The sequence below is a fragment of the Clavibacter michiganensis subsp. tessellarius genome, assembly GCF_021922985.1.
GTDB lineage: Bacteria > Actinomycetota > Actinomycetes > Actinomycetales > Microbacteriaceae > Clavibacter > Clavibacter tessellarius.
In genome coordinates this window covers 91,600-117,029 of the sequence record NZ_CP040788.1, presented here as the reverse complement: position 1 = coordinate 117,029, position 25,430 = coordinate 91,600, and the positions used below count along the sequence as shown (strand labels likewise).

Here is a 25,430-nt window from a genome sequence, read left to right as displayed (position 1 = left end):
GGAGCGAAGCGCTTTTCCACCATGGGCGGGAATGCCGGATCGAGGCGGCCGCACGCGGCGGGGCCGGGGCCACGGCCGGCCCCGACGCTCAGGCGTCGCGACGCAGGAGGGACAGCGCGGCGGCGGCGCCCAGCGCCCCCGTCCACGCGAGCATGACCAGCGCGCCCGGCAGCGGATCCAGCAGCCCCACCCCGGGGTAGGCGGTGAGCAGCTGGACCCCGGCGAGGTCGGGCAGATAGCGCACCGCCGGCACGAGCCCGACGAGCGAGACCGTGAGCCCCAGGACGAGCGGCACCAGGACCACGAGCGGCACCACGAGCGACCGCGTGAGCACGGTGACCGACGCGGCGAGGAGGCCGATGAGCGCGAAGTTCACGACGACCCCGACGAGGTTCCCCGCCATCCCCGCGGTGAGGCCGGACGCGGGCAGGCCGTCGTCGTGGCGCGTCGCGTGCGCGAGGAGCACCGCCGCGCTCGTCCCGAGGAGCGCCACCACGGCGGCGAGCGCCGCGACGACGACGGCCTTCGCGGCGAGCGCGACCCCGCGTCGCGGGACCGCCAGCAGGGTGGACCGCAGCTGCCCGTCCACGTGCTCGGTGCCCGTGAGGAGGACGGCCGCGAGGATCACGAGCGGCTGCGCGAGGCCCGCCGTGGAGAAGCCGAGGGACTCCACCGGGACCGCGCCCGCGGCGCCGGCCGCGGGATCCGCCGCGAGCGCCTGGACGACGGCGACGACGGGAGGGACCAGCACCGCGGCGAGCGCGGTCGCCTGCACGCTGCGCAGCGTGCGGGCCTTCGTGGCCTCCATGCGGATCGCCCGGCCGAGGGCGCTCATGCGTCCCGCCGGGCGAACACCACGAGCGCGACGCCGAGGAGCACGACGGCCCAGGCGGCTTGCACCAGGCCGCCGACCACGGGCGGGAGGTACGCCCCCGCGGCCGGGTCGGAGTACATGGCCGCCCCCGCCGTGACCGGGAGGAACCGCGCGCCCGCCCACGCTCCGGCGAGGAGGTCGCCGATGCCGACCACGAGCGGCAGCAGGAGGATCAGCGGGAGGATCGCCGTCCTCGCCAGCGACCCGATCGCGAACGCCATGAGCGCCGTGAGCACCCACGCGAGGGTCACGCCGCCGAGGTGCGCCCAGATGGCCGGCGTCAGCCGCCACGAGTCGACGTCCCCGCCCGAGGACGCGTGGGTGATGACGATGGCGCCCCACATGGTCAGGGACGCGACGACCGCGGTCACGACGGCCAGCAGGGCGGCCGACACGACGAACACGGGGACACGACGCGGGGAGGCGAGCAGCGTGCTGCGGATCTGCCGTCCGGCGCCGTATTCCCCGCCCGCCCAGAGCGCCCCGAGCGCCACGATGAGGACGTAGCCGAAGCCCGCCATCTCGAACCCCTGGTACTCGGTCGGGATGGGGACGGAGGAGAACAGCCGCGGGTCGTCGGCCGGGATGTCGGCGCCGGACGCGGCGTTCGTCCACGCCATGGGCCACGTGGCGAGGACGGCGACGGCGACGAGGATCGGCATCGCCCGCAGCGTGCGCGCCTTCGTCAGCTCGGAGGCGGCCAGGCCCCGGACGCTCATGCGCGATCCCGGGACGCCACGTCGCCGGACCGGTGGTCGGCCCCGCCCTCCGTGAGGGCGAAGAACGCGCTCTCGAGCGAGTGGAAGCCGGTCGTGATCTCCGCCGACCCGCCCTGCGCGACCATGCGTCCGCGCGCGATGACGACGAAGTCGTCCGCGGTGTCCTCCATCTCGCTCATCAGGTGGCTGGACACGAGCACCGTGCGTCCCTCGTCGGCCATGCCGCGGAGGAACCGGCGGATCCACCGGATGCCGTCCGGGTCGAGGCCGTTGGTGGGCTCATCCAGCACCAGGATCTGCGGGTCGCCGAGGAGCGCCGCCGCGATGCCGAGCCGCTGCCCCATGCCGAGGGAGAGGCTGCCGACGCGGGTGCGCCGCTCGCCGGGGAGGCCGACGACCTCGAGGACCTCGTCCACGCGGCGACGCGGGATCCCGTTGCTCTGCGCCATCCAGGTGAAGTGCGCGGCGACGGTGCGGCCGCGGTTCGCGCCGGGCCCGTCGAGCATCGCGCCGACCGTCCGCAGGGGATCGCGGAGGGCGCGGTACGGCACGCCGCCGATGAGCGCGGTGCCGGAGGTGGCCGCGTCGAGCCCGAGCAGCACGCGCATCGTGGAGCTCTTGCCGGCGCCGTTCGGGCCGAGGAGGCCGGTGACGCGGCCGGGCTGCACGTCGAAGGAGACGTCGTCGACGTGCGTCCTGCCGCGGCGGCGCTTGACGAGGTGCGAGATCTGGATCATGGGCCCAGCCAAGCGCCGGGCCGGGGCGGTGTCGTCATGCGGATGTCGACGGTCCGGTCAGCCGGACGCCCGCCCGACGGTCCCGGACTCGTAGGCGAGCACCACGAGCTGCGCGCGGTCGCGGGAGCCCGTCTTGGTCAGGATGCGGCTCACGTACGTGCGCACCGTCGCGTGCGTCACGGTCAGCCGGTCGGCGATCTCCTCGTTGGAGAGGCCGCGCGCGATGAGCGCGAACGCCGCGTGCTCCCGCGGCGTCAGCCGGGCGACGCGGTCGCGGGTGTCGCGGGCCCCGGGGACCCGGTCGCGTCCGTCGTCGCCCGGGGTCCGGGTCAACGACGCGATCAGCCGACGCGTCACCTCGGGTGACAGCAGCGCGTCTCCCGCGTGCACGACGCGCACCGCGCGCAGCAGCTCGGTCGGGGGCGCGGTCTTCAGCAGGAAGCCGGACGCGCCCGCCTGGAGCGCGGCGTGCACGTGCTCGTCCGCGCCGAACATGGTCAGCACCACGACCCGCGGCCGCTCGCCGAGCGCGGTGATCCTCCGCGTCGCCTCGATGCCGTCCATGCCCGGCATCCGCACGTCCATCAGCACGACATCGGGCCGGGTCGCCGCGGCCAACGCGACGATGCCGGGGCCGTCCTCCGCCTCGCCCACCACGACCATGTCCTCCTCGCCGTCGACGAGCATCCGCGACGAGGCGCGGAGGGCGGCCAGGTCGTCGGCGACGGCCACGCGGATCGGGGCGTTCACGGGCGCGCGCCCGCAGCGCTCGTGGCGAGCGGCACCACGGCCGTGATCTCCAGCCCGCCCGCGGCGCCGCGGCCCGTCTCGAGCGTGCCGCCGACCAGGGCGATGCGCTCGCGGACGCCCCGGAGCCCGTCGCCCTCGACCGCGTCGGGCCCCAGGCCGCATCCGTCGTCGGCGACCGCGAGCCGCACCGCGGGCGGATCCGCGCGGACGACGACGTCGACGTCGCAGGTCGTCCCGCCGGAGTGCCGGACCGCGTTCGTGACGGCCTCGCGGGCGACGCGGTGCAGCGTCGTCCGGACGGGCTCGGGCACACCCCGCACGTCGTCGACCCGGAGGCGCACCCGGATGCCCGCGCGCTCGGCGACGGCCGCCGTCTCCCGCAGCAGTCCCTCGAGCGGGACGTCGACCGGTGCGTCCTCGCCGTCGCCGGCCCGGAGGCCGGCCAGGACGCTCCCGAGCTCCGCGACGGCGCCCCGCGAGGTCGCGGCGATGCCCGCGAGCGTGCGGCGGAGGTCCTCCTCGCGCAGCGTGCGGACGTGGGCGGCCGCGCCCGCCTCCACGCCGATGCTGCCGAGCGCGTGCGAGAGGACGTCGTGGACGTCGCGGGCCAGGCGGGCGCGCTCGCGCAGGACCGCGTTCTCGGCCGCCACGAGCTGCCCGCTGCGGGCGCCCACGCCGGACGCCCACGCCGCCACGAGCACGATCCCGGCGAGGGCCGCCTGGCGGAGGCCGTCCTCGCGCCCCGGCACGGCGATCACCGCGGACGCCGCCACGACGAGTGCGACGCCGACGACGAGCGCCGGCGGCACCGCCCGACGGCCGTGCCGGCGGGCGACCGAGCGCAGCGCCAGGCCCACGAGCAGGAGCGGATCGGCCGTGAGCCCGAGCGACCAGGCCGCGGCCGTCGCGGCGGCCGCGAGGGCGACGCCCGTGCGGGGCGCGCGGCGCCGGAGGGCGGCGCCCGCGACCGCGACGACGCCGAGGGCGACCTGCGCGGCGCGGGCCCGGTCATCCGGGACCGGCACGGTGAGCCACAGGACGAGGACGACGAGCGCCCCGCCCGCGAGGTCGACGGCGGTGGGCGCGGGGCGGCGGACCGTCACCGGGAGCCGTCGCGCTCGGCGAGGACGGCGGGGACGGGCACGGATCCAGACTAGGGAGCGCCCCGGGGTTCCACCATGGGCGCGGAGGCACCGGAGACGCCCTGCCCGACCCCGCCCCCGCCCGGCGGACCCCCGGCACGCGGCGCGTAGAGTCCTGGAGGCGGTGCGACGCGCCCGATCCCGGGCTCCCGGCCTCGCCGACGACGCCCCGCGGGAGACCGCGGCCGTCCGTCTCGATCCCGCTCACCTCCCGGAGACCACGCATGAGCACCGCCCGCCCCTCCTCCGCCGCCCCGCGCGCCCGGTCCCGCAGCCCGTTCGCGCGCCGCGACTCCGCCGACGACGGCCCCCGCGCGCGCTTCTCGGAGCTGCTGCCGTACATCCTCGAGCAGCGCGGGCTGATGGCCTTCGTCGTCGTGCTCAGCGTGCTGGGGGCCGCCGCGAGCCTCGCGCAGCCGCTCCTCGTGCAGCGCGTGGTCGGGGTCGTGCAGGCGGGCGGCGCGCTGGGCGCGCTCGTGTGGGCGCTCGTCGGCCTCGTGGTCGTGTCCGGGCTCCTCTCCGGCTACCAGCACTACCTGCTGCAGCGGATGGGCGAGGGCATCGTCCTCTCGTCGCGCCGCACCCTCGTGCGCCGGATCCTCCGCCTGCCCATCTCCGAGTTCGACACGCGCCGCACGGGCGACCTCGTCTCGCGCGTCGGCTCCGACACCACGCTCCTCCGCGCCGTGCTCACGCAGGGCCTCGTCGAGGCGATCGGCGGCGCGGTCACGTTCCTCGGCGCCATCATCGCGATGTTCATCATCGACCCCGTGCTCCTCGGCCTCACCGTGCTGGTCGTGGCCGTCTCGGTCGTCGCGGTCGTGGGCCTCTCCGGCCGGATCCGCATCGCCAGCCAGCGCGCGCAGCGCAAGGTCGGCGACCTGGCGGCGAGCGTCGAGCGGGCCATCGGCGCGATCCGCACCGTCCGCGCCAGCAACGCCACCGACCGCGAGATCCGCACCATCGAGGCCGACGCCGAGGGCGCGTGGGAGATGGGCATCAAGGTCGCGAAGGCGTCGGCCGTCGTCGTGCCGATCGCGGGCATCGCCCTGCAGGCGTCGTTCCTCGTGGTGGTCGGCGTGGGCGGGTTCCGCGTCGCGTCGGGCGCCATCGCGGTCGGCGACCTCGTGGCGTTCATCCTGTTCCTCTTCCTCATGATCATGCCGCTCGGCCAGGCGTTCGGCGCCGTGACCGCCGTCAACCAGGCGCTCGGCGCGCTCGGCCGGATCCAGGAGATCGTCAAGCTGCCGGGCGAGACCGACGGCGATGCGGAGCTCGCCGGCCGCCTCCGCGACGGCTCGCCGGCGGCGGACGACCGCACCGACGCGCCCGCCGTGGAGCTCGTCGACGTGCGGTTCGCGTACCCGGTGGCGGCCTCGTCCGACGGCGAGGACGCGGCCGCGGGCGACGGCGCGGCCGGCGGCGACGGCGCCGCGGAACCGACCCCGGTCGTGGACGACGCCCCCGGCGCCGACCGCACCGGCGGCGGCGTCCTGCAGGGCATCAGCTTCCGCGCCGAGCGGGGCACGCGGATCGCGCTCGTCGGCCCCTCGGGTGCCGGCAAGAGCACGATCCTCGCCCTCATCGAGCGCTTCTACGACCCGACATCCGGCATCGTGCGCATCGGCGGCCGCGACATCCGCACGGTCGACCGCGAGGACCTCCGCCGCCAGATCGGGTACGTCGAGCAGGACGCCCCCGTGCTCGCCGGCACGCTCCGCGAGAACCTCACGCTGACCGCGTTCGACGCGACCGACGAGGACTGCGTCCAGGTCCTGCACGCCGTGAACCTCACGGAGGTGCTCGCCCGCAACGAGCTCGGCCTCGACGCGCCCGTCGGCGAGGACGGGATCATGCTCTCCGGCGGCGAGCGCCAGCGCCTCGCGATCGCGCGCACGCTGCTGTCGGCGCCCCCGATCCTGCTGCTCGACGAGTCGACCTCCAGCCTCGACGGCCTCAACGAGCAGCTGCTCCGCAAGGCGATCGACGCGGTCGCCGAGCACCGCACCCTCATCGTGATCGCGCACCGGCTCTCGACCGTCGTCGACAGCGACCTCATCGTGGTCGTCGAGAAGGGCCGTGTGGTCGGCACCGGCACGCACGCGGAGCTCGTCGTCTCGACGCCGCTGTACCGCGACCTGGCGAAGCACCAGCTGCTGGTCTAGCGGCGCTCGGATCCGCGGCGTCGGCTCCGGCGTCGGGTGCCCGACGTCGGCTCAGGCCTCCGGCGCCCGGTGGCGGCTCCTGACTCCGCAGGCGCGGGAGCGCCCGGCGACGGCTCACGCGCCCGCAGGCGCGGGAGCGCCCGGCCGGGGTTCAGGCGCCCGGAGTGTGCTCCGACCGCTCCGCCGCGGCCAGGTGCATCTCCCGCGCCGCGAGGAACACCGGCAGCGCGACGGCGAACGCCACGAGCGGCGCGAGCAGCACGTAGACCCACACCCGCCGCATCCGGAGCCGGCGCCCCTCCACGATGATGAAGGTGACGCTCGCGACCGCCGCGATCAGCAGGTCCCACGACAGCGACGACACCGCCGGGCCGCCCGCGCCGAGGTCGGCGAGGAAGTCGCGGCCCTCCGTCATCACGCGGATGTTCGCGGACCAGGTCAGCACGAGGCCGGCGGCCGCGAGCACGAGGTAGACCACGGCGAGGCGCGTGGGGCGGCGGCGTGCGGGTCGAGCGGGCATGGGACCTCCTGGGGCTGACGCCAGGCTAGGCGCTGGCCGCCGGCGCCGTGAGCGCGTAGAGCGCCACCGCGCTGGCGGCGGCGACGTTCAGCGAGTCGATGCCGTGCGCCATCGGGATCCGGACGACCGTGTCCGCCGACCGGATCGCCTCCGCCGAGAGGCCCGGACCCTCCGAGCCGAGCACGATGGCCAGCCGCTCGTGCGCGTCGGCGCGGAAGTCCCGCAGCGAGACCGCGTCCGGCGTGAGGGCGAGCGCGGCGACGTGGAAGCCGGCGTCAGCCAGCGCGAGGCGCGTGTCGGGCCACTCCCCCGTGCGCGTCCACGGCACCTGCAGCACCGTGCCCATGCTCACGCGGATGGCGCGGCGGTAGAACGGGTCCGTGCAGCGCGGCGTGACGAGCACGGCGTCCGCCCCGATCGCCCCGACCGAGCGGAAGATCGCGCCGACGTTGGTGGGATCCACGACGTCCTCGAGCACGACGACCCGGCGCGCGTCCGCGAGCAGCGACGCGACGGACGGCAGGGCCGGCCGGTCGAGCGAGGCGACGACGCCGCGGTGCAGCACGTACCCGGTGAGCTCCGCCAGCAGCTCGCCCGGGCCGGTGAACACGGGCACGTCGCGGTCGCCGACGAGCGCGAGGGCCTCGTCGACCGTGCCGCCGAGCGCGAGCACGGACCGCGGCGCGTGCCCGGCCCGGAGCGCCCGCTCCAGCACGAGCGCCGACTCCGCGAGGTAGATCCCGTGGCCCGCGCCCTCCGCCTTGCGCAGCGCGACGTCCGTGCGGTGGCTGTAGTCGGCGAGCCGCGGATCCGCGAGGTCGGTGACCTCGACCACGTGCGCCACTAGCCAGCGAACGGGTCGGGCGTGAGCGTGTACTTCGTGTTCAGGTACTCGTGGATGCCCTCGAGCCCGCCCTCGCGGCCGAGCCCGGACTGCTTCACGCCGCCGAACGGCGCCGCCGCGTTGGAGATGACGCCCATGTTGAGGCCCGTCATGCCCGTCTCGAGCCGCTCGATCATCCGCTGGCCGCGCGCGAGGTCGCGCGTGAAGACGTAGGAGACGAGGCCGAACTCGGTGTCGTTGGCGAGGCGCACGGCGTCGTCCTCGTCGTCGAACGGCACGATCGCGACGACCGGCCCGAAGATCTCCTCGCGCAGGATGTCGCTGCCCTCGACGACCCCGGTGAGGAGCGTCGGCGGGTAGAAGTGGCCGGCGCCCGCACGCGGCTCGCCGCCCGCGCGCACGTCCGCCCCGCGCTCGACCGCGTCGCGCACGAGCCGATCGGCCTTGTCGACGGCTCGCCCGTCGATGAGCGGCCCCACGGTCACGCCCTCCTCGGTGCCGCGTCCGATCCGCATCGCGTCGATGCGCTCCCGGAGGCGGTCGGCGAACGCGTCGGCGATGGAGGCCTGCACGATGAAGCGGTTGGCGGCGGTGCACGCCTGCCCGACGTTGCGGAACTTGGCCGCCATGGCGCCCTCGACCGCCCTGTCGAGGTCCGCGTCGTCGAACACCACGAACGGCGCGTTGCCGCCGAGCTCGAGCGACACCCGCAGCACGTTCTCGGCCGCCTGCGCGCCGAGCTGGCGCCCGACGGGCGTCGATCCCGTGAAGCTCAGCTTGCGGAGCCGCGGGTCCGCGATGAGCGGGCCGGTGACGCCCGCGGCGTCCGTGGTGGGGATCACGTTGAGCACGCCCGCGGGCAGCCCCGCCTCGGCGAGCAGCTCGGCGAAGCGCAGCGTGGTGAGCGGCGTGAGGTCGGCCGGCTTGATCACGACGGTGCAGCCGGCGGCGAGCGCCGGCGCGATCTTGCGGGTCGCCATCGCGAGCGGGAAGTTCCACGGCGTGATGAGGAGGACAGGGCCGACCGGGTGCTGCGAGACGATCATGCGGCCGGTTCCCTCGGGGTTCACCCCGTAGCGGCCCGTGATGCGCACGGCCTCCTCGGAGAACCAGCGCAGGAACTCGCCGCCGTACGTGACCTCGCCGAGCGACTCGGCGAGCGGCTTGCCCATCTCGAGCGTCATGAGGAGCGCGAACTCGTCCTTCCGCTCCTGCAGCAGGTCGAAGGCGCGGCGGAGGATCTCGCCCCGCACGCGCGGCGCGGTCGCCGCCCACTCCGCGGCGGCGCCCACCGCCGCGTCGAGCGCGCGCATGCCGTCGGCCGGACGCGCGTCGGCGACCCGGGCGATGACCTCGTCGGTCGCGGGATCCCGCACGTCGAACCTCGCGCCGCCCTCGGCGTCGACGCGGTCGCCGCCGATCAGCAACGCGGTGGGCGTGCCGGCCAGGAGGTCGGTCTCGGACGGGGTGGATGCGGTCATGCTGTCCTCGCTTCTGCGTCGTGCGGGTGCGTGCTGCGTGTTCGTGGGTGCGTGTTCGTGGGTGCTGGCTGTTGGTGCGTGCTGCCTGTTCGTGCGTGCGGCGTGCGGGTGCGGCCTGTCCGTGCCTGCCGCGTGCGCGTCACGTGTCCCGTGTCGCGTTCTGCGTGCGCGCGTGCCGCGCGCCGCGTCAGTCGCCGGGACCGGACACGATCTCGGCGCCGGCGTCCCGCAGGCGCTCGAGCGCCGCGGTGCTCGTGGCCGGGGCGACGCCCGCGACCAGGTCCTCGAGCACGCGCACCCGCCTGCCCTGGTGCACGGCGTCGAGGGCCGAGGCGAGCACGCAGTAGTCGGTCGCGAGGCCCACCACGTCGACGTCGGTCACGTCGTGGAGCACGAGGAGGTCCGCGAGCGGCACCCCGTCCTCGGTGGTCCCCTCGAAGATCGAGTAGGCGGGAGCGCCCTGCCCCTTGCGGAGGTGGAAGTCGACCGCCGTCACGTCGAGGTCGGGGTGGTACTCGGCGCCGGCCGTGCCCTGCACGCAGTGCTCGGGCCAGGTGGTCGAGAAGTCCGGCACCGTCCCGGCGGGGGCGAAGTGCCCGCCGTTGCCGCCCGTGGCCTCGTGCCAGTCGCGCGAGGCGAAGACGTGGTCGTACCGGTACGGCTCGTCGGCGAGGAGACGGGTGATGCCGCGGGCGACGTCACCGCCGCCGTCCACGCCCAGGGCGCCGCCCTCCGTGAAGTCGTTCTGCACGTCGATGATGAAGAGCGCTCGGCTCATGCGCCGCTCCTTCCCCGGGCGATGCCCGATGCCGTGGATCCGCCGCCCGGGACCGGGCCGCGCGTCATCCGTCCCCCAGGTCCGCTCCGCAGCGGTAGGCGCCGGCCGCGAGGGCGTCGAGCGCGATCTTCGCGTTCCCGGTGACGTTCCCGATGGCGTAGAAGGCGAACGTGAGCTTGGTGCCGTCGGCCGCGTCGATGATGCCGGCGAGCGTGTATCCCGTGTCGATCCAGCCCGTCTTCGCGACCACGTGACCGCGCGCCACCGCGCTGTCGCCGGTGAACCGGCTGGACAGCGTGCCCGTCTTCCCCGCGACCGGCAGCCCGTCGTGCAGGTAGCCGAGCGCCTGCTTCCGCTGGTCGACCTGGATCATCAGCTGGGCCAGGAGGGACGGGGGCACGCGGTTGTCGGGGCTGAGGCCCTGCCCGTCGACGATGGTGAGGCTGGAGGTGTCGAGGCCGTACGCCTGGAGCGCCTTCGGGATGCCCTGGGCCAGCGACTGCTGCGTGCTCCCGGCGCCGACCTGGATGGACACGAGGCGGGCGAGCGACTCCGCGAGCACGTTGTCCGAGTTGATGAGGGCCGTCTGGATGAGCGACGACACCGGCTGCGACTCGACCTTGCCGAGCACCGCGGCGCCCGCGGGCGCCGTGCCCTGGGTGACCTGCGCGGATCCGCCGAGCATCGAGCGGAAGGTGCTCCCGACGCGCGCCAGCGGATCCTCGCTGCGGGCGGATACGACCGCCGCCGGGTCGGCGCGGTCGGCATCGAGCTGGAGGGGCGTCATGAAGCTGGAGTAGCCGGCCTGGCGCTCGGTCGCGGCCCACGACGGCGCCCATGTCTCGCCGGAGAAGAGGGACGTGTCGAGCACGATGCGGGTGATGGGCGTGCCCGCGGTGGCAGGATCCGCCGCCCACGCCGTGCGGACCTGCTGCGCGAGGTCGCTGAGCCGCGGGGCGCCGGGGTAGACGGAGCTGCCGCTCGTGAGGCGGGACAGCGTGGGGTCGCCGCCGCCGACCAGCACGACGGTGCCGGGCTCGGCGCCGCGGACGACCGTGGTCGCGATGCGCCGATCCGGGCCGAGGGCGGCGAGCGCGGCGGCCGAGGTGATGACCTTCATGACGCTCGCGGTGCGCTCCGGCGTGCCGCCGTTCCGGTCGAACAGGACGCGGCCGGTCGCGGCGTCGCGGACCTGGCCCTCGAACGTCGCGAGACGCGGGTCCTGGGCGAGGGAGGAGAGGGAGCACATGCGGAGGTCGCGGGCGGTGGCCGCGCTCGCGGGAACGGGCCGCGCGGGGGCCACCGTGGGCGTCGGGCTCGGAGCGGGGGCGGGATCCGCGGTGGCCGCGACGCTCGCCGAGGCGCTGCCCGCCCGTCCGGTGGCCGCTCCCGCGCCGACCGCGCCCGCCGCGAGGAGGGCGACGACGGCGACGCCGGCCGTCATGGTGCGGGCGCGGCCGCTGCCCGGACGGCGTGCGGCGCGGCGCGAGGTGGGACCCGCGGCGCCGCGGTCCGCGCGCGGGGCGTCGGGGCCGTCGGCTTCGGATCGCATGGGGACATGTTAGACGGCGACGCCGGGCGCTCCCCCTGCGTCCGCCCGTCGGACGGGAGCCCGGCGTCCGACGCCCTGGGGAGGGACGGGCCGGCGCCGCCGGATGCCGGCGCGCCTGCCGCCCATGGGTCGGAGACCGCCCGACGGCGGTGCGGGTGCGATGCGGGTGCGCGGTGATGCGCGTGGAGCCGCCTGTCAGAATCGAACTGACGACCTTCTCATTACGAGTGAGATGCTCTACCGACTGAGCTAAGGCGGCCCGGCCCGGACTCAGGGAGTACCGGGCACGAATAGAGAGCATACCGGATGCCGAGGGCCCTCCCGTCCACCGGCCGGCTCCGGCGTCAGCCGCAGGTGGTGCCGTCGGCCGGCGGGTCGCCGCCGAGCAGGTACCCGTCCACGGCCGCGACGATGCAGGGATCGCGCTCGTCGTAGGCGATGTGCCCCTCGCCGCGGTACGTCAGGAGCACGCCCGAGGACAGCTGGCCCGCGAGCGCCTGCGCCCAGGAGTACGGCGTGGCCGGGTCCCCGGTCGTGCCGACCACCACGATGGGCGCGGCGCCCTCCGCCGACACGGGCCCGGGCGCCTGCCGGGCCGCGTACGGCCAGTTGCCGCAGATCGGGTCCGGTTCGGCGTCGCGGGAGGTGTCGGCGTCGGCGAGCTCGCCCTCGGCGGAGCGGATCTCGCGCGCCTCGGTCGCGAGCACCGACGCGTCGCGCTCGACGGGGTGGTCGACGCACTGGATGGCGAGGAACGCCTCGAAGTAGTTGCCGCGGTACGTGCCGTCCGGGTTCCGCCCGAAGTAGTTGTCCGCGAGCGCGAAGGCGATGGACGGGTCGCCCTGCATCGCCCGCGTGAACGCCGTGGTGAGCGTGGGCCACTGCTTCTCGCTGTACAGGGCCGCGTCGATGGCGCTGCGCATGACCGCCCGGTCGAGCTCGCGCCCGTCGGCGGCGCGCACCGGGCTGGCGTCGAGCGTGGCGAGCAGCGACGCGACCATGCCGATCCCGTCGTCGACGGATCCGCGGAACGGGCAGCCGCTCGCGGCGAGGCACGCAGACATGTAGGCCTCGAACGAGTCGCGGAAGCCCGTGGTCTGCGCGAGCACCACGTCGAAGGCGCTGGCCGCGGGATCCGTCGCGCCGTCGAGGACCATGCGGCCCACGTGCGCCGGGAAGTCCTGCGCGTACTGCGCCCCGATGCTCGTGCCGTACGAGTAGCCGAGGTAGTTGAGCTGCGGGTCGCCGACGAGCGCCCGCAGCATGTCGAGGTCGTGGGCCGTGCTGCGGGTGTCGATGAACTCGAGCAGGTCGCCGGAGCGCGCGGCGCAGGAGGCGGCGAAGTCCTTCGAGGCCTGGATCAGCTCGTCGTCGGCCTGCGGGGTGCCGGGTGCGGCGTCCGTCTCCTGGTAGAGGAGCGCGTCGAGCTGGGCGTCGTCCACGCAGTCGACCGCGGTGGAGGCGCCGACGCCGCGCGGATCCCAGCCGACGACGTCGTAGTCGTCCTGGAGCGCGCGCGAGGTGGCGGAGTCGACGCCGGCCTTCACGAAGTCGACGCCGGACGCGCCGGGGCCGCCGGGGTTCACGAAGAGCGATCCCCGGGGCTCGCCGGATCCGCGCGCCGTGTGCCGCACGAGCGCCAGCTGGATGTCCGTCGCCGGGTCGGGAGCCGACCAGTCGAGCGGCGCCGTCGCCGTGGTGCACTCGGCGCCGTCCTCGCACGGGGACCACTGCAGCGTCTGGCCGTAGTAGCGGGCGAGGTCGGGCGCGACCTCCTCCGCGGAGGGGCTGGACGTCGCGCTGCGCGGCGCCGGGATCCCGAAGGCCCCGCAGCCGCTGAGGACGAGGACGCCGACCACGAGGGCCGCGACCGCACCGGCCGCTCGGCGTGCGGATCGACGCCGGCCGGATGCGCGGAGGACCCGGTCGGGCGGCGTACCCGCATCCGCGCCGCGCCTCATGACCCGCCCCCCGACCGCGTGCGGGTGAGCGAGACGAGCATGGCCTCGAGTGCCAGGGCGGGCGACACGTTGCCGTCGATGCGCCGGCGCGCGACCGCCACGGCGTCGAGCACGGCCAGGGACGCGGCGGCGGATCCGGCGTCGGCGGCCTCGGCGACGCGCGGCGCGATCGCCTCGTTCACGGCCGGGAGGTCGGCCCCGAGCTGGTGGAGCAGCACGTCGCGGTGGAGGGACATGAGGTCGACGAGGATCCGGTCGATGCCGTCGCGCAGGCTCCGCGTGGCGCGCCGCTTCTGGTCCTCCTCGAGCTGTCGGATCTGCGAGCGCAGCTGCGGCGGGATCGACCCGCCCTCTTGGACTCCGAGCGAGCGCAGCGCCCTCTCGCGCTCGTCGGCGTCGCGCTGGACCGTGAACGCCTTGGCGTCCTGACCGGCCAGCTCCAGGAGGGCGGCGGCGGCACGCACGGCGTCGCCGACGGTGCGGATGCCCAGGGCGAGCTCCAGCGTGCGGCTGCGGCGCTCGCGCGCCTCGGCGTCCGTCGCCAGCCGCCTGGCCATGCCGATGTGGCTCTGCGCCTCGCGGGCGGCCCGCGTGGCCGTCGCCGCGTCGACGCCGTCCCGGCGCTGGATGAGCGCGGCGACGTCCTGCACCGACGGCATCCGGAGCCGGACGCTGCGCACGCGCGAGCGGATGGTGGGGATGAGGTCGGCCTCGCTGGGCGCGCACAGGATCCAGATGGTGCGCTCCGGCGGCTCCTCGAGCGCCTTGAGCAGGAGGTTCGAGGTGCGCTCGGTCATGCGGTCGGCGTCCTCCACGACCATGACGCGGTAGCGGCCGACCGAGGGCGAGTACTGCGACGACGTGACCAGCGCGCGCACCTCGTCGATGGCGATGATGACCCGCTCCGTGGCGAGGACGCCGAGGTCGGGATGGCTGCGGGCGGCGACCTGCTTCGCCGTGGCCGCGTCGCCCTCGGGCGTCCCGTCGCTCAGCAGCGCGGTCGCGAAGGCGTAGGCGAGGTTGGACCGGCCGGATCCGGGGGGCCCGGTGATGAGCCAGGAGTGCGCGAGCGCGGTGCCTGCGGCGTCGCGGGCGGTGGCGCGGGGGCTGCTCGCGGACGCGAGGAGCGCCACGGCCTCCGACTGCCCGGTGAGGTCGTCCCAGATGGCGCGCCCGTCGGGTGCCGTGACCGCGCCGCTCATGCGGACGCTCCCACGTCGAGCAGCGCGGCGACCCGCGCGCGGATGCGCTCGGCGATCTCCTCCCGCGGCAGCGAGGCGTCGACGACCAGGAAGCGGTCGGGCTCCGCGTCCGCGAGGGCGAGGAACGCCTGGCGCACGCGCTCGTGGAATTCGGCCCGCTCGGACTCGAGCCGGTCGAACCGCGTGCGGGCGGCGTCCAACCGCGTGCGGGCGGACGCCTGGTCGAGGTCGAGGAGCACGGTCAGGTGCGGGAGGAGACCCTCGGCCGCCCAGAGCGACAGGCTCCGGATCTCCGTGGGGTCGAGGACGCGGCCCGCACCCTGGTACGCCACGGACGAGTCGAGGTACCGGTCCTGCAGCACCACGGCACCGCGTTCGAGCGCGGGGCGCACGATGGCGTCGACGTGGTGCGCGCGGTCCGCCGCGTAGAGGAGCGCCTCCGCGCGCGGGGCGATGTGACCCCGTCGATGGAGGACGATCTCCCGGATCTCGGCCCCGAGGTCCGTGCCACCCGGCTCGCGCGTGGGGACGACCTCCTGGCCCCGCTCCTCCAACCACACCCGGAGGAGCGCCGACTGCGTGGACTTCCCCACACCGTCGCCGCCCTCCAGGGTGATGAAGACGCCGGTCACGTCGCGTCGGACGCTGCCGCCGCTGCGGCCGCGGCCTTGTTGGCGGCCCGCGTGGCGGCCGCCTTGGTCGCGGCGGCCGAGCGCGCGGTCGTCGTCTTCGCGGCGGAACCCGCGGACTTCGTGGCCGTCGTCTTCGCGGCTGCCGTCTTCGTCGCGGTCGTCTTGGCCGCGGTGGTCCGCGGCTTCGCCGGGGCCTTGGCCTTCGCCTTCGCGGGGGCCTTGGCCTTCGCCTTGGGCTTCGCGGGGCCCTTGGCGCGCTTGTCGGCCAGCAGCTCGACGGCCCGGTCGAAGTCGACGTCCTCGACGGACTCGCTCTTGGGGATGGTGGCGTTGGTCTCGCCGTCGGTGACGTACGGGCCGAACCGGCCGTCCTTGACCTTGATGCCCTTGCCGCTCACCGGATCCGCGTCGAACTCCTTGAGCGCGCTCGAGGGCCGGCGTGCGCCGTACTTCGGCTGCGCGAAGACCTCGAGCGCCCCCGGGAGGTCGATCTCGAAGATCTGCTCCTCGCTCGTGAGCGAGCGCGAGTCCGTGCCCTTCTTGAGGTACGGGCCGTACTTGCCGTTCTGCGCGGTGATGGGAGTCGCGGTCTCCGGGTCCTCGCCGACGACGCGCGGCAGGTCGAGCAGGCGGAGCGCCGTCTCGAGGTCGACCGTCGCCAGGTCCATGGACTTGAAGATGGAGGCCGTGCGCGGCTTGACGGCGGCCACCTTCTTCGCCGCCGGCTTCTTGGCGGGCACCTTCTTCGCCGGCGCCGCCGCGGTGGGGGCCGCGGCCGCCTCCAGCACCACGCCCGTCGCCGGGTCGACTCCGTCCGCGGGAGCCGCCGGGGCCTCCTCGGGCTCGGGGTCGAGCTCGGTGACGTAGGGGCCGTAGCGGCCGTCCTTCGCGACGACCTGCTTGCCGTTCGCCGGGTTGATGCCGATGACGCGGTCCGTGACGACCGGCGCGTCGATGAGCTCGCGCGCCTTGGCGGACGTCAGCTCGTCGGGCGCGAGGTCCTCGGGGAGGTTGACGCGGCGCGGCGTCGCGTCGGGCGCGGCGCCCTCCTCGTGCACCTCGAGGTACGGGCCGTACTTGCCGATGCGCAGCGTGATGTCGTCCGCGATGCGCAGGGAGTTGATCTCCTTGGCGTCGATCTCGCCGAGGTTGTCGATGGTGGGGCGCAGGCCCTTGTGGGCGTCGTTCCCGTAGTAGAAGCCCTTCAGCCAGTCGACGCGCTCGGCCGAGCCGTCCGCGATGCGGTCGAGGTCGTTCTCCATGCCCGCGGTGAAGTCGTACTGCACCAGCTCGGTGAAGAACTCCTCCAGCAGCCGGACCACCGAGAAGGCGATCCAGTTGGGCACCAGCGCCGTGCCCCGCGGGGTCACGTAGCCGCGGTCGACGATGGTGGAGATGATGGCGGCGTAGGTGGAGGGACGCCCGATGCCGAGCTCCTCGAGGGTCTTGACCAGGCTCGCCTCCGTGTAGCGCGGCGGCGGGCTGGTCTCGTGCCCCTTGGCGTCCACGTCGACGAGGCGGAGGTCCTGCCCCTTCTTGAGGTCGGGCAGCTTCGCCTCTCGCGGCTCGGCGGTGCCGTGACGCTCCTCGTCGCGGCCCTCCTCGTAGGCGGCGAGGAAGCCGCGGAACGTGATGACGGTGCCCGAGGCGGCGAACTCGGCGACCTCACCCGCGGACGTGGGCCCCGCGGCGATGACGACCGACGCCGTCGAGCCCTTCGCGTCCGCCATCTGCGAGGCGATGGTGCGCTTCCAGATGAGGTCGTAGAGCTTGTGGTCGTTGCCGCGCAGCGTCGACGCGAGCTGCTGAGGGGTGCGGAAGGTCTCCCCGGCCGGGCGGACGGCCTCATGGGCCTCCTGCGCGTTCTTGCTCTTGCCCGCGTAGAGGCGCGGCTTGTCGGGCACCGTCTCCGGACCGTAGAGCTCCGCGGCCTGCTTCCGCGCCGCGTTGATCGCCTGCTGCGAGAGCGACGGCGAGTCGGTGCGCATGTAGGTGATGTAGCCGTTCTCGTAGAGCGACTGGGCGACGCTCATCGTCTGGCGCGCGGAGAAGCGGAGCTTGCGGGCCGCCTCCTGCTGGAGCGTCGACGTGGTGAAGGGGGCCGCGGGCCGACGCGTGTACGGCTTCGACTCGACGCTCTGCACCCGCAGGGGGACGGAGGGGTCGCGCAGCGCCTCGGCGAGCGCCTCGGCCGTCGACGCGTCGAGCGGCCGCGAGTCGTTCTTGAGCGCGCCCTTGTCGTCGAAGTCGCGACCGGTGGCGATGCGCGCCCCGTCGATGCGGACGAGCCGGGCGTCGAAGGGCAGCTGCTGCTCGAGCGGCGAGAGCGACGCGGTCAGGTCCCAGTAGCTGGCGGTGACGAAGGCGAGGCGCTCGCGCTCGCGATCGACCACGAGCCGCGTGGCCGCCGACTGCACGCGCCCCGCGGACAGCCCCGGGCCGACCTTGCGCCACAGCACCGGCGACACCTCGTAGCCGTAGAGGCGGTCGAGGATGCGGCGGGTCTCCTGCGCGTCGACGAGCGCCGTGTCGATGTCGCGCGTGCTGTCGCGGGCGCGCTCGATGGCCTCCTTGGTGATCTCGTGGAACACCATCCGCTTCACCGGCACCTTGGGCTTGAGCACCTGCAGCAGATGCCACGCGATGGCCTCCCCCTCGCGGTCCTCATCCGTCGCGAGGAAGAGCTCGTCGGCGTCCTTCAGCGCGCGCTTGAGGTCGGCGACGGTCTTCTTCTTCTGGTCGCTGACGACGTAGTACGGCTCGAAGCCGTTCTCGACGTCGACGGAGAACTTGCCGAGCGTGCCCTTCTTGAGCTCGGGCGGCAGGTTCTTGGGCTCGATGAGGTCGCGGATGTGGCCGACGGAGGCCTGCACCTCGTAGCCGCTGCCCAGGTACTGGCCGATCGTCTTGGCCTTGGCCGGCGACTCGACGATGACCAACTTCTTCGTGCCGGGCACGTGACTCCTTATATATGCGTTCGCGGGGGCCGGTGTCCGGCCCGGGTTGCGGGATGCGTGCCGGCACGGGATGCGCTCCGGGCGACGTGCGGCGGGGTCCCCGACAAGGCACACCATACACACGAGCACCGACCGTGCACCTAATCCCGGAGGCGGTCGGACACGGCCCCCTCCGAGCTCGGCAGGGGCCTCCCGAGCACCTAGCATGCAGCCATGGGACTGGTGCTCGGGGTGTTCGCTCTGGTGCTGCTCGCCGGTGCCTTCGGCGCCGTGCTGGTGCGGCGGTTCCGCGACGGCGCCGACGGCCGCTGAGGCGCGAGCGGCCGGATCACGGGTCGGGATCCATGGCACCTGCGATGCGCTCGTCCGGCTGACCCGCCCTCGCCCGAGCGGTGACCGGCACCCCGAACGGGGTGCCGGGGACACGGACGCGGACGTCCGCCGTCGTCCCGTCGACCGCGCATCCGACGAGCTCCGTGCCCACGGGTGCCATGAGCTCCTCCGCGGCGTCGCAGGGCGCACCGCTGACGTACCCGGCGGCCGCGTCCGCCGCGGCGAGGGCGGCGGAGTCCGCCGCCCCCGCCGCGACCGCCCGGTCGACCAGGAGGGCCGAGACGGACATCGTGGCGAACCCGAGCGCCGCCACCGCCCCGATGAGTCCGACCGCCAGCACCGAGCCCGAGCCCGAGTCATCGTCACGGCCCATCGGTGTCCTCCTGCCGCGCGCACCCCCGCGCCTGCACGACCACGCCCGCGGCGGCCGCAGGGGCGAAGCGGCTGGATGCGGTCAGGTGCACGCAGACGTCATGCCCCCGATGCTCGACCTCGAGGGAGGCGCCGGATGCGGCTCCCTCGATGCGCGCGGCCGCGGTGTCGGGAGTCTCGCCTCGGCCGAGGCTCCGCGCCGCCTCCTCGGCGGCCGAGGTGAGCGCCACCTGCTGGCCCACCGTCTGCACCGCTCCGAGGCACAGCCCCAGCACGAGGACGACTGCCGGGAGGACCACCGCGACCTCCGCGGCCGCGGCCCCGAGGTCCCCCGGCACGACGGGACGCACCGGCCCGACCTGGTGAGGAGCATGCGCGACGCCCCTCACCGGTCGTACGTGAGGGCGCGTCGGACGAGGTCGAGGAGCATCCCCCGCACCTCGTCGCTCTGCAGGATGACCACGAGCAGCCCCGCGAACGCGACGGCGGCCATGGTCGCGATGGCGTACTCCGCGGTCGCCGCGCCTCCGTCCCCGGGGACGCATGCGCGCACGGCGCGCCGGGCGGCGAGCACCACGCGCGTCGACACGGGCGCCGGCGCGGCGGGGCGCGCGGCCCCGATGCACGCGCAGCACGCGGACTCGGCGCGAGCGTCGCCCGATCCTCGCTCCGACGACGCTGCCGCCGTCAGCGGCCAGACGGCGCGCTCCCCGTTCCCCGTCGACCCCGACTCCCTGCGCTCCACGACCACCGCTCCACCGCTCTCCTCGATCCGAGACATGTCCTTCGCCCTCCTTCGGCGGAGCTCCCGCTCGCGCCGTCCTGATCCCGGCCGCCTGTCGGCCAGGTGGTCACCATGCCCGCGTCGTGGCGGTCGGCGACCCTCCCGCCCGCTGCCGGTGGAGTCCCTCACCGACGGCCGAGTGTTGAGGACACGACCGCCATGAGCATCGGGACGACGCCCACCGCGAGGAAGGCGGGCAGGATGCAGGCCCCGAGGGGGAGCATCAACCGCGCCCCCAGCCGGGCAGCCGCCCGCTCCGCCCACGTGGACGCGTCGCGTCGCGCCCGATCCGCCTCGCCGCGGAGGAGCACCGCCACGGGAGCGCCCGTGCGCGTCGCGGCGGCGACGACCTCGCGGACGCGCTCGAGGTCCGACCCGACGGGGAGACCGGTCCGCTCGCACGCGACGCGGACCACGGAGGTGGCCCGGGGCACGGACGATCCTCCGGCCATGGCCGTCGCGACGAGGTCCAGCACGAGGCCGGGCGCCGGATCCGAGGGCATCGCCGCCCGGACCAGCCGACGGTTCCACCGCCAGCCGAGGACCACCAGCGAGGCGCCGACCACGAGGCAGGCGGCGCCCGGCACGGTCGTGAGGAGGACGCGCAGGGGATCGAACCCGAGCCCGGCGGCGAGCAGGAGCCCCGCCCCCGGCAGGAGCAGCACCGTCCGCGCCGTGGCGACGGGACCCGCGAGCGCCGTGCCCGCATCGCGCCGCACCCGGCCGACGGCGACGAGGGCGTCCGCGAGCCGCGAGAGCGCCGCCGCGAGGGGCGCCCCCGTGCGGTCGGCCACCTCGAGCGCGGCGGCGAGCGCACGCCAGGAGCGGGCGGCGTCGGCGTGGCCGGCCGCCTCGTCGCGGCATGCGGCGCGGGCGATGCGCTCCGCCAGGGAGAGGGAGCGCGGGCCGGCCGCGACCTCCCGCACGACCGCCTGCACCGCATCGTCGGACCGCCTCGGCCGGGGCCCCGGCGGCGCGAGCTGCTCCCACGCCCGCTCGGGGTGCAGCCCGGCGCGGAGGAGCACGGCCATGCGGCGGACCGACGCGGCGATATCCTCGACCTCCTCCACGCCCGCACCACCCGCGGCTGCGCGCCCGCGCCCGCGACCGCGGCCGACCCGGATCATGCGGATCCTCCGCCCGCCACGCCGCGCCCCGCCTCGACGGCCGGACGGACGGCGCCGCCCTCCCAGCGGACCGGCACGATGCGGAGCCGCCCGTCCTGGGCCGTCGCGAACCGACCCGCGCCGACCACGCGACGGCCGGACGGCGTGCGGGCCAGGTGCACGACCAGCCCGATGGCGCTGACCGCCTGACGTGCGATCGCGACGGCGTCCATGCCGGCGAGCGCGCCGAGTGCCTCCAACCGCGACGGCACGTCGACGATGCCGTTCGCGTGCAGGGTGCCGGCCCCGCCGTCGTGCCCCGTGTTGAGGGCGCCGAGCAGCTCGCGGATTTCGCTGCCGCGGCACTCCCCCACCACGAGCCGATCGGGTCGCATCCGCAGGGCCTCCCGCACGAGCCGGGGCAGCGGGAGCTCGCCCGCGCCCTCGATGTTCGCCTGGCGCGCCTCGAGCGACACCACGTGCGGGTGCCGGATGCGGAGCTCGGCGACGTCCTCGACGAGCACGATCCGCTCCCGCGGATCCGCGCGCGCGAGCAGCGCCCCGAGCAACGTGGTCTTGCCGCTGCCGCCGGCCCCCGTGACGAGGAGGTTCGTGCGCCGTCGCACGGCCTCCTCGAGGAGCGCGCGGCAGCCGGGAGGGAAGGCATCCGCGGCGTCGAGCGCGTCCATCGTCGGGCGTGATCGGGCGGGGAGGCGGATCGACAGCAGCGTCCCTCGGGTGGACACCGGCGGGAGCACAGCATGGACCCGCATGCCGTCCCCGATGCGCACGTCGACGCAGGGCGCCGCCTCGTCGAGGTGCCGACCGCCCTCGGATGCGAGCCGCACCGCCAGCGCGCGCACGGCGGACTCGCCGCCGAGGTCGACGGCCGGGAGGCGCTCCATGCCGGCACCCCGGTCGACCCACACCTCGCCGTCGCCGTTGACGAAGACGTCGGTCGTGCGCGGGTCCCGGACGAGGTGGGCGAGCACGCCGAACGCGTCCGGCGCATGTCGCGCCCCGACCGCCGTCGTCGCCCCGACCGCCGCCGTCGCTCCGGGCCCGCGGATCGCCGCGAGCGCGCCCGATCCCGGATCCACGCACGACCCCACCGCTCCGCCCGTGATCGAGACGGCGTCCGCGGTGCGACCGGGCGACGCGACACCGACGCCACCGCCGTCGGGCGGCACCCGCCGGGGTCGCGGCACGAAGGCCGCGCTCGTCGCAGCCCCCGCCACCCCTGCCGCCGGCACAGCCGCCGACCTGCCCGACAGACCGGACGGACCCGACCGCCCGCCGCTGCGCATCCCGACCCCGACCCCACGGCCGCCCGTCCGCCCCCGCTGCTCATCCATGCGCGGAGGCTAGGGACCCGCGCGGCGCGGAACCGCCTGGTCGCGATCGATCGGGACGGCGCGCAACCATCCGCGCCTGGGGAGGGAAGAAGAGGGGCGGCGCCCATCGGGGGAACGGGCGCCGCCACGTGACGACGGATCGGGGGAATCCTGGAGTCGCCACACGTCGGACTTGGCCCGACGTCCCCGAGCATACGCCGGGCGCCTCCCGCGACGGGAGGGTTGTGCGTGTTCTGGCCGTTCCCACACCGGTCTCCCGGCCAGGCTGCTCCCCCCGGATCCTCCGGCAGCCGCTCGACCACCGCTAACGTGGTGCGCGGAGAGGATGACGATGTCCACGAACCCCGAATCGACCGAGCCCGGAACCCCGACGGCCGCCCCGCGCGAACAGGACGAGGAGGGGACGACGTCCCTCTCCCGCCCGCCCGAGGCCCCCGAGCCCGGACAGGTCCACCCGCCCACCGAGGCGTTCCGCGCCACGCGCGTCGCCGACGAGTCGCTCGCGGAGGCCGCGGCCGCCGACCGGCTCGGCTTCTGGGGCGACCGCGCCCGCGAGCTCGTGACGTGGGAGACCCCGTTCGACACGGTGCTCGACTGGTCGGACGCCCCGGTCGCCCGCTGGTTCCCGGAGGGCCGCCTCAACGTCGCCTACAACTGCCTCGACCGGCACGTGCTCGCCGGGAACGGCGACCGCGTGGCGCTGCACTGGGAGGGCGAGCCGGGCGACACCCGCGACCTCACCTACGCCGACCTCACGGCCGAGGTGAAGCGCGCGGCGAACGCCCTGCTCGACCTCGGCGTCACGGCAGGCGACCGGGTGGCGATCTACCTCCCGATGATCCCGGAGGCGGTGGTCGCGATGCTCGCCGTGGCGCGCATCGGCGCGGTGCACTCCGTCGTCTTCGGCGGATTCAGCGCGGAGAGCCTCCGCGCGCGGATCGACGACGCCGCGGCCCGCGTGGTCATCACGGCGGACGGCGGCTGGCGCAAGGGCAAGGTGTTCCCGCTGAAGCCCGCGGTCGACGCGGCGCTCGTGGGATCCGCCGGATCCGTCGAGCACGTCCTCGTCGTGCGGCGCGGCGAGAACGAGGTGGAGTGGGACGCGTCCCGCGACATCTGGTGGCACGAGCGCGTCGCCGCCGCCGACCCGGAGCACGAGGCGGAGGCGTTCGAGGCCGAGCACCCCCTCTTCATCCTCTACACGAGCGGCACCACGGGGAAGCCGAAGGGCATCCTGCACACCTCGGGCGGCTACCTCACGCAGGCCGCCTACACGCACCGCAACGTGTTCGACCTGCACCCCGAGACCGACGTCTACTGGTGCACGGCGGACGTCGGCTGGATCACCGGCCACAGCTACGTCGTCTACGGCCCGCTCGCCAACGGCGCGACCCAGGTGGTCTACGAGGGCACGCCCGACACCCCGGAGCCCGGCCGCTGGTGGGACATCGTCGAGAAGCACGGCGTGACGATCCTGTACGCGGCGCCCACCGCGATCCGCTCCTTCATGAAGACGGGGCGCGAGATCCCGGACGCGCGCGACCTCTCCTCCATCCGGCTGCTCGGCTCGGTGGGCGAGCCCATCAACCCGGAGGCCTGGCGCTGGTACCGCGACGTGATCGGCGGCGGCGACGTGCCCGTGGTCGACACGTGGTGGCAGACGGAGACCGGCGGGATCATGATCTCGCCGCTGCCCGGGATCACCGCCACCAAGCCCGGCTCCGCGCAGACGCCCCTCCCGGGCATCTCCATCGCCGTGGTCGACGACGCCGGCCAGCCCGTCGGCCCCGGCGAGAGCGGCCTGCTCGTGGTCACCGAGCCGTGGCCCGGCATGCTCCGCGGCATCTGGGGCGATCCGGAGCGGTACCGCGAGACGTACTGGGACCGCTTCGGCGACCGGTACTTCGCGGGCGACGGCGCCCGGCTCGACGAGGACGGCGACGTCTGGCTCCTCGGCCGCGTGGACGACGTGATGAACGTCTCCGGCCACCGCCTGTCCACCGCCGAGATCGAGTCGTCCCTGGTCGGCCACCCCTACGTGGCCGAGGCCGCGGTGGTGGGTGCCTCCGACGAGGCGACGGGGCAGGCGGTCGTCGCGTTCGTGATCCTCCGCACGGCCGAGGCGAGCGCCTTCGGCGACGAGGACCCGAACGAGGTGCTGCGCGCGCACGTCGCGGAGCAGATCGGCGCCATCGCGAAGCCGCGTCGCGTGTTCGTGGTGCAGGAGCTGCCGAAGACGCGCTCGGGCAAGATCATGCGACGGCTGCTCCGCGACGTGGCGGAGGGGCGCGCGGTCGGCGACACGACCACACTCGCGGACACGCAGGTGATGCAGGTCATCACCGAGCGGATGTCCGCGGGCTGATCCGCGCGGACGACCGGGACGTGAGGAGGGCCGGGTGCGATGCGCACCCGGCCCTCCTCACGTCCCGGCCGCGGCGGGCGGCGACTACTCGACGAGCGCCACCACGAGCTCGACCTCGACGGGCGCTCCGAGCGGCAGCTCGGCGACGCCCACGGCGGAGCGCGCGTGGATGCCCGCGTCGCCGAGGATCTCCCCCAGCACCTCGCTGGCGCCGTTGATCACGCCGGGCTGGCCGGTGAAGCCCTCCGCGGAGGCGACGAAGCCCGTGACCTTGACGACGCGCGCGATGCGGTCGAGGCCGCCCGCCGCATCCGCCGCCGCCGCGAGGCCGTTCAACGCGCAGGTGCGGGCGTGCGCCTTCGCGTCCTCCGGCGACACCCCGGCGCCGACCTTGCCGGTCGCGGCGAGCGCGCCGTCGACGAACGGCAGCTGGCCGCTCGTGTAGACGAGGCCGCCGTGGACGACGGCGGGGACGTAGGCGGCGACGGGCGCGGCGACCGCGGGCAGCTCGATCCCGAGCTCGGCCAGCCGGTCGGCGATGGCGCCCATCAGGCGCCGTGCTCCGCGCCGGCGACCGGGCGCTTCATGTACGCGACGAGCCCGCCCTCGGGGCCGGTGACGACCTGCACGAGCTCCCAGCCCTGCGATCCCCAGGTGTTCAGGATGGCGGCGGTGTTGTGGATCATCAGCGGCGTGGTGAGGTACTCCCACTGCCCGGGCGTTGCGGTCATCTCGGCTCCTTGCCGGTCGGGTCTGGATGCATGACGGGACGGGCGCGGGCGGCCGGCGCACAGGTCTCAC

23 protein-coding genes and 1 tRNA gene are annotated in these 25,430 nt (G+C 75.1%); 2 read left to right on the top strand and 22 right to left on the bottom strand.

Annotation, left to right across the window (positions count from 1 at the left end):
• Positions 1–88 precede the first annotated feature (88 nt).
• Genes FGG90_RS00500 through FGG90_RS00480 form a run of 5 tightly spaced genes read right to left on the bottom strand, consistent with a single transcriptional unit; the run spans position 89 to position 4,183 of the window.
• Complete coding sequence (locus tag FGG90_RS00500; protein ID WP_094126117.1) at positions 89–835, bottom strand: ABC transporter permease; 747 nt, start codon at positions 833–835, stop codon at positions 89–91.
• The gene (locus FGG90_RS00495; protein WP_094126118.1) at positions 832–1,593 is read right to left on the bottom strand and encodes a hypothetical protein; all 762 of its coding nucleotides are present in this window, start codon (positions 1,591–1,593) and stop codon (positions 832–834) included. The genes FGG90_RS00500 and FGG90_RS00495 overlap by 4 nt, the downstream gene beginning before the upstream one ends.
• On the bottom strand, positions 1,590–2,330 hold the full coding sequence (locus tag FGG90_RS00490; RefSeq protein WP_094126119.1) for an ABC transporter ATP-binding protein: 741 nt from the start codon (positions 2,328–2,330) through the stop codon (positions 1,590–1,592). The genes FGG90_RS00495 and FGG90_RS00490 overlap by 4 nt, the downstream gene beginning before the upstream one ends.
• Before the next feature lie 57 nt (positions 2,331–2,387).
• Positions 2,388–3,080, bottom strand: a complete 693-nt coding sequence (locus FGG90_RS00485) for a response regulator (protein WP_133065116.1) — start codon at positions 3,078–3,080, stop codon at positions 2,388–2,390.
• Positions 3,077–4,183 (bottom strand): sensor histidine kinase, encoded by a 1,107-nt coding sequence (locus FGG90_RS00480; RefSeq protein ID WP_106408870.1) that lies wholly within the window; start codon positions 4,181–4,183, stop codon positions 3,077–3,079. Before FGG90_RS00480 ends, FGG90_RS00485 begins: the two co-directional genes overlap by 4 nt.
• A gap of 263 nt (positions 4,184–4,446) precedes the next feature.
• Here FGG90_RS00480 and FGG90_RS00475 point away from each other — a divergent pair, with 263 nt between their 5' ends.
• Positions 4,447–6,387, top strand: coding sequence for an ABC transporter ATP-binding protein (locus tag FGG90_RS00475; RefSeq protein WP_094126122.1), 1,941 nt, complete (start codon positions 4,447–4,449; stop codon positions 6,385–6,387).
• Positions 6,388–6,538: 151 nt separating this feature from the next.
• On the opposite strand, the gene FGG90_RS00470 is transcribed toward FGG90_RS00475, so the two are convergent.
• The 15 genes from FGG90_RS00470 to FGG90_RS00400 all read right to left on the bottom strand — a co-directional run bounded on the left by FGG90_RS00470 (position 6,539) and on the right by FGG90_RS00400 (position 21,901).
• Positions 6,539–6,907, bottom strand: coding sequence for a DUF2834 domain-containing protein (locus FGG90_RS00470; RefSeq protein ID WP_094126123.1), 369 nt, complete (start codon positions 6,905–6,907; stop codon positions 6,539–6,541).
• A 25-nt stretch (positions 6,908–6,932) separates the two neighbouring features.
• Positions 6,933–7,751: a TrmH family RNA methyltransferase gene (locus FGG90_RS00465; RefSeq protein WP_094126124.1), complete on the bottom strand. Its 819-nt coding sequence runs from the start codon at positions 7,749–7,751 to the stop codon at positions 6,933–6,935.
• Entirely contained in the window at positions 7,751–9,232 is a 1,482-nt protein-coding gene (locus FGG90_RS00460) for an NAD-dependent succinate-semialdehyde dehydrogenase (RefSeq protein ID WP_094126125.1), read from the bottom strand. Before FGG90_RS00460 ends, FGG90_RS00465 begins: the two co-directional genes overlap by 1 nt.
• A gap of 187 nt (positions 9,233–9,419) precedes the next feature.
• The gene (locus tag FGG90_RS00455; RefSeq protein ID WP_094126126.1) at positions 9,420–10,010 is read right to left on the bottom strand and encodes an isochorismatase family protein; all 591 of its coding nucleotides are present in this window, start codon (positions 10,008–10,010) and stop codon (positions 9,420–9,422) included.
• A 64-nt stretch (positions 10,011–10,074) separates the two neighbouring features.
• The gene (dacB, locus tag FGG90_RS00450) at positions 10,075–11,562 is read right to left on the bottom strand and encodes a D-alanyl-D-alanine carboxypeptidase/D-alanyl-D-alanine endopeptidase (protein ID WP_165771343.1); all 1,488 of its coding nucleotides are present in this window, start codon (positions 11,560–11,562) and stop codon (positions 10,075–10,077) included.
• 183 nt (positions 11,563–11,745) lie between these two features.
• Positions 11,746–11,821: transfer RNA gene (locus tag FGG90_RS00445), tRNA-Thr, on the bottom strand.
• Positions 11,822–11,906: 85 nt separating this feature from the next.
• Positions 11,907–13,421 carry an alpha/beta hydrolase gene (locus FGG90_RS00440; RefSeq protein WP_237583478.1) on the bottom strand — a complete coding sequence of 505 codons (1,515 nt, stop codon included), beginning with the start codon at positions 13,419–13,421 and terminating at the stop codon, positions 11,907–11,909.
• Between the two features lie 98 nt (positions 13,422–13,519).
• Complete coding sequence (locus FGG90_RS00435) at positions 13,520–14,725, bottom strand: DNA polymerase III subunit delta' (RefSeq protein WP_237583477.1); 1,206 nt, start codon at positions 14,723–14,725, stop codon at positions 13,520–13,522.
• The gene (gene tmk, locus FGG90_RS00430; RefSeq protein WP_094126128.1) at positions 14,722–15,357 is read right to left on the bottom strand and encodes a dTMP kinase; all 636 of its coding nucleotides are present in this window, start codon (positions 15,355–15,357) and stop codon (positions 14,722–14,724) included. Before tmk ends, FGG90_RS00435 begins: the two co-directional genes overlap by 4 nt.
• A complete protein-coding gene (gene topA / locus FGG90_RS00425; protein ID WP_094126129.1) occupies positions 15,354–18,314 on the bottom strand; it encodes a type I DNA topoisomerase in 2,961 nt (986 codons plus the stop codon). The genes tmk and topA overlap by 4 nt, the downstream gene beginning before the upstream one ends.
• A gap of 328 nt (positions 18,315–18,642) precedes the next feature.
• Positions 18,643–19,020, bottom strand: a complete 378-nt coding sequence (locus tag FGG90_RS00420; protein ID WP_094126130.1) for an Rv3654c family TadE-like protein — start codon at positions 19,018–19,020, stop codon at positions 18,643–18,645.
• On the bottom strand, positions 19,010–19,357 hold the full coding sequence (locus FGG90_RS00415; protein ID WP_237583476.1) for a TadE family type IV pilus minor pilin: 348 nt from the start codon (positions 19,355–19,357) through the stop codon (positions 19,010–19,012). Before FGG90_RS00415 ends, FGG90_RS00420 begins: the two co-directional genes overlap by 11 nt.
• 47 nt (positions 19,358–19,404) lie before the next feature.
• Positions 19,405–19,608 carry a DUF4244 domain-containing protein gene (locus tag FGG90_RS00410; protein WP_094131158.1) on the bottom strand — a complete coding sequence of 68 codons (204 nt, stop codon included), beginning with the start codon at positions 19,606–19,608 and terminating at the stop codon, positions 19,405–19,407.
• Positions 19,609–19,928: 320 nt separating this feature from the next.
• Positions 19,929–20,930 (bottom strand): type II secretion system F family protein, encoded by a 1,002-nt coding sequence (locus FGG90_RS00405; protein ID WP_094126131.1) that lies wholly within the window; start codon positions 20,928–20,930, stop codon positions 19,929–19,931.
• Positions 20,927–21,901 (bottom strand): TadA family conjugal transfer-associated ATPase, encoded by a 975-nt coding sequence (locus FGG90_RS00400; protein WP_237583475.1) that lies wholly within the window; start codon positions 21,899–21,901, stop codon positions 20,927–20,929. The genes FGG90_RS00405 and FGG90_RS00400 overlap by 4 nt, the downstream gene beginning before the upstream one ends.
• Before the next feature lie 688 nt (positions 21,902–22,589).
• On the opposite strand from FGG90_RS00400, the gene acs reads away from it, so the two are divergent.
• Positions 22,590–24,629, top strand: coding sequence for an acetate--CoA ligase (gene acs / locus FGG90_RS00395; RefSeq protein ID WP_094126133.1), 2,040 nt, complete (start codon positions 22,590–22,592; stop codon positions 24,627–24,629).
• A gap of 84 nt (positions 24,630–24,713) precedes the next feature.
• Here acs and FGG90_RS00390 read toward each other — a convergent pair whose 3' ends face one another.
• Together FGG90_RS00390 and FGG90_RS00385 are read right to left on the bottom strand one after the other, a co-directional pair.
• Positions 24,714–25,178, bottom strand: coding sequence for a RidA family protein (locus FGG90_RS00390; RefSeq protein ID WP_094126134.1), 465 nt, complete (start codon positions 25,176–25,178; stop codon positions 24,714–24,716).
• Entirely contained in the window at positions 25,178–25,360 is a 183-nt protein-coding gene (locus FGG90_RS00385; RefSeq protein ID WP_063072027.1) for a DUF4177 domain-containing protein, read from the bottom strand. The genes FGG90_RS00390 and FGG90_RS00385 overlap by 1 nt, the downstream gene beginning before the upstream one ends.
• Between the last annotated feature and the right edge of the window lie 70 nt (positions 25,361–25,430).

Coding starts and splice junctions, on each gene's coding strand:
- FGG90_RS00500 (WP_094126117.1), bottom strand. CDS start 835: ATGAGCGCCCTCGGCCGGGCGATCCGCATGGAGGCCACGAAGGCCCGC.
- FGG90_RS00495 (WP_094126118.1), bottom strand. CDS start 1,593: ATGAGCGTCCGGGGCCTGGCCGCCTCCGAGCTGACGAAGGCGCGCACG.
- FGG90_RS00490 (WP_094126119.1), bottom strand. CDS start 2,330: ATGATCCAGATCTCGCACCTCGTCAAGCGCCGCCGCGGCAGGACGCAC.
- FGG90_RS00475 (WP_094126122.1), top strand. CDS start 4,447: ATGAGCACCGCCCGCCCCTCCTCCGCCGCCCCGCGCGCCCGGTCCCGC.
- FGG90_RS00470 (WP_094126123.1), bottom strand. CDS start 6,907: ATGCCCGCTCGACCCGCACGCCGCCGCCCCACGCGCCTCGCCGTGGTC.
- FGG90_RS00460 (WP_094126125.1), bottom strand. CDS start 9,232: ATGACCGCATCCACCCCGTCCGAGACCGACCTCCTGGCCGGCACGCCC.
- FGG90_RS00455 (WP_094126126.1), bottom strand. CDS start 10,010: ATGAGCCGAGCGCTCTTCATCATCGACGTGCAGAACGACTTCACGGAG.
- dacB (WP_165771343.1), bottom strand. CDS start 11,562: ATGCGATCCGAAGCCGACGGCCCCGACGCCCCGCGCGCGGACCGCGGC.
- FGG90_RS00435 (WP_237583477.1), bottom strand. CDS start 14,725: ATGAGCGGCGCGGTCACGGCACCCGACGGGCGCGCCATCTGGGACGAC.
- FGG90_RS00420 (WP_094126130.1), bottom strand. CDS start 19,020: ATGGGCCGTGACGATGACTCGGGCTCGGGCTCGGTGCTGGCGGTCGGA.
- FGG90_RS00405 (WP_094126131.1), bottom strand. CDS start 20,930: ATGATCCGGGTCGGCCGCGGTCGCGGGCGCGGGCGCGCAGCCGCGGGT.
- acs (WP_094126133.1), top strand. CDS start 22,590: ATGACGATGTCCACGAACCCCGAATCGACCGAGCCCGGAACCCCGACG.
- FGG90_RS00390 (WP_094126134.1), bottom strand. CDS start 25,178: ATGGGCGCCATCGCCGACCGGCTGGCCGAGCTCGGGATCGAGCTGCCC.
- FGG90_RS00385 (WP_063072027.1), bottom strand. CDS start 25,360: ATGACCGCAACGCCCGGGCAGTGGGAGTACCTCACCACGCCGCTGATG.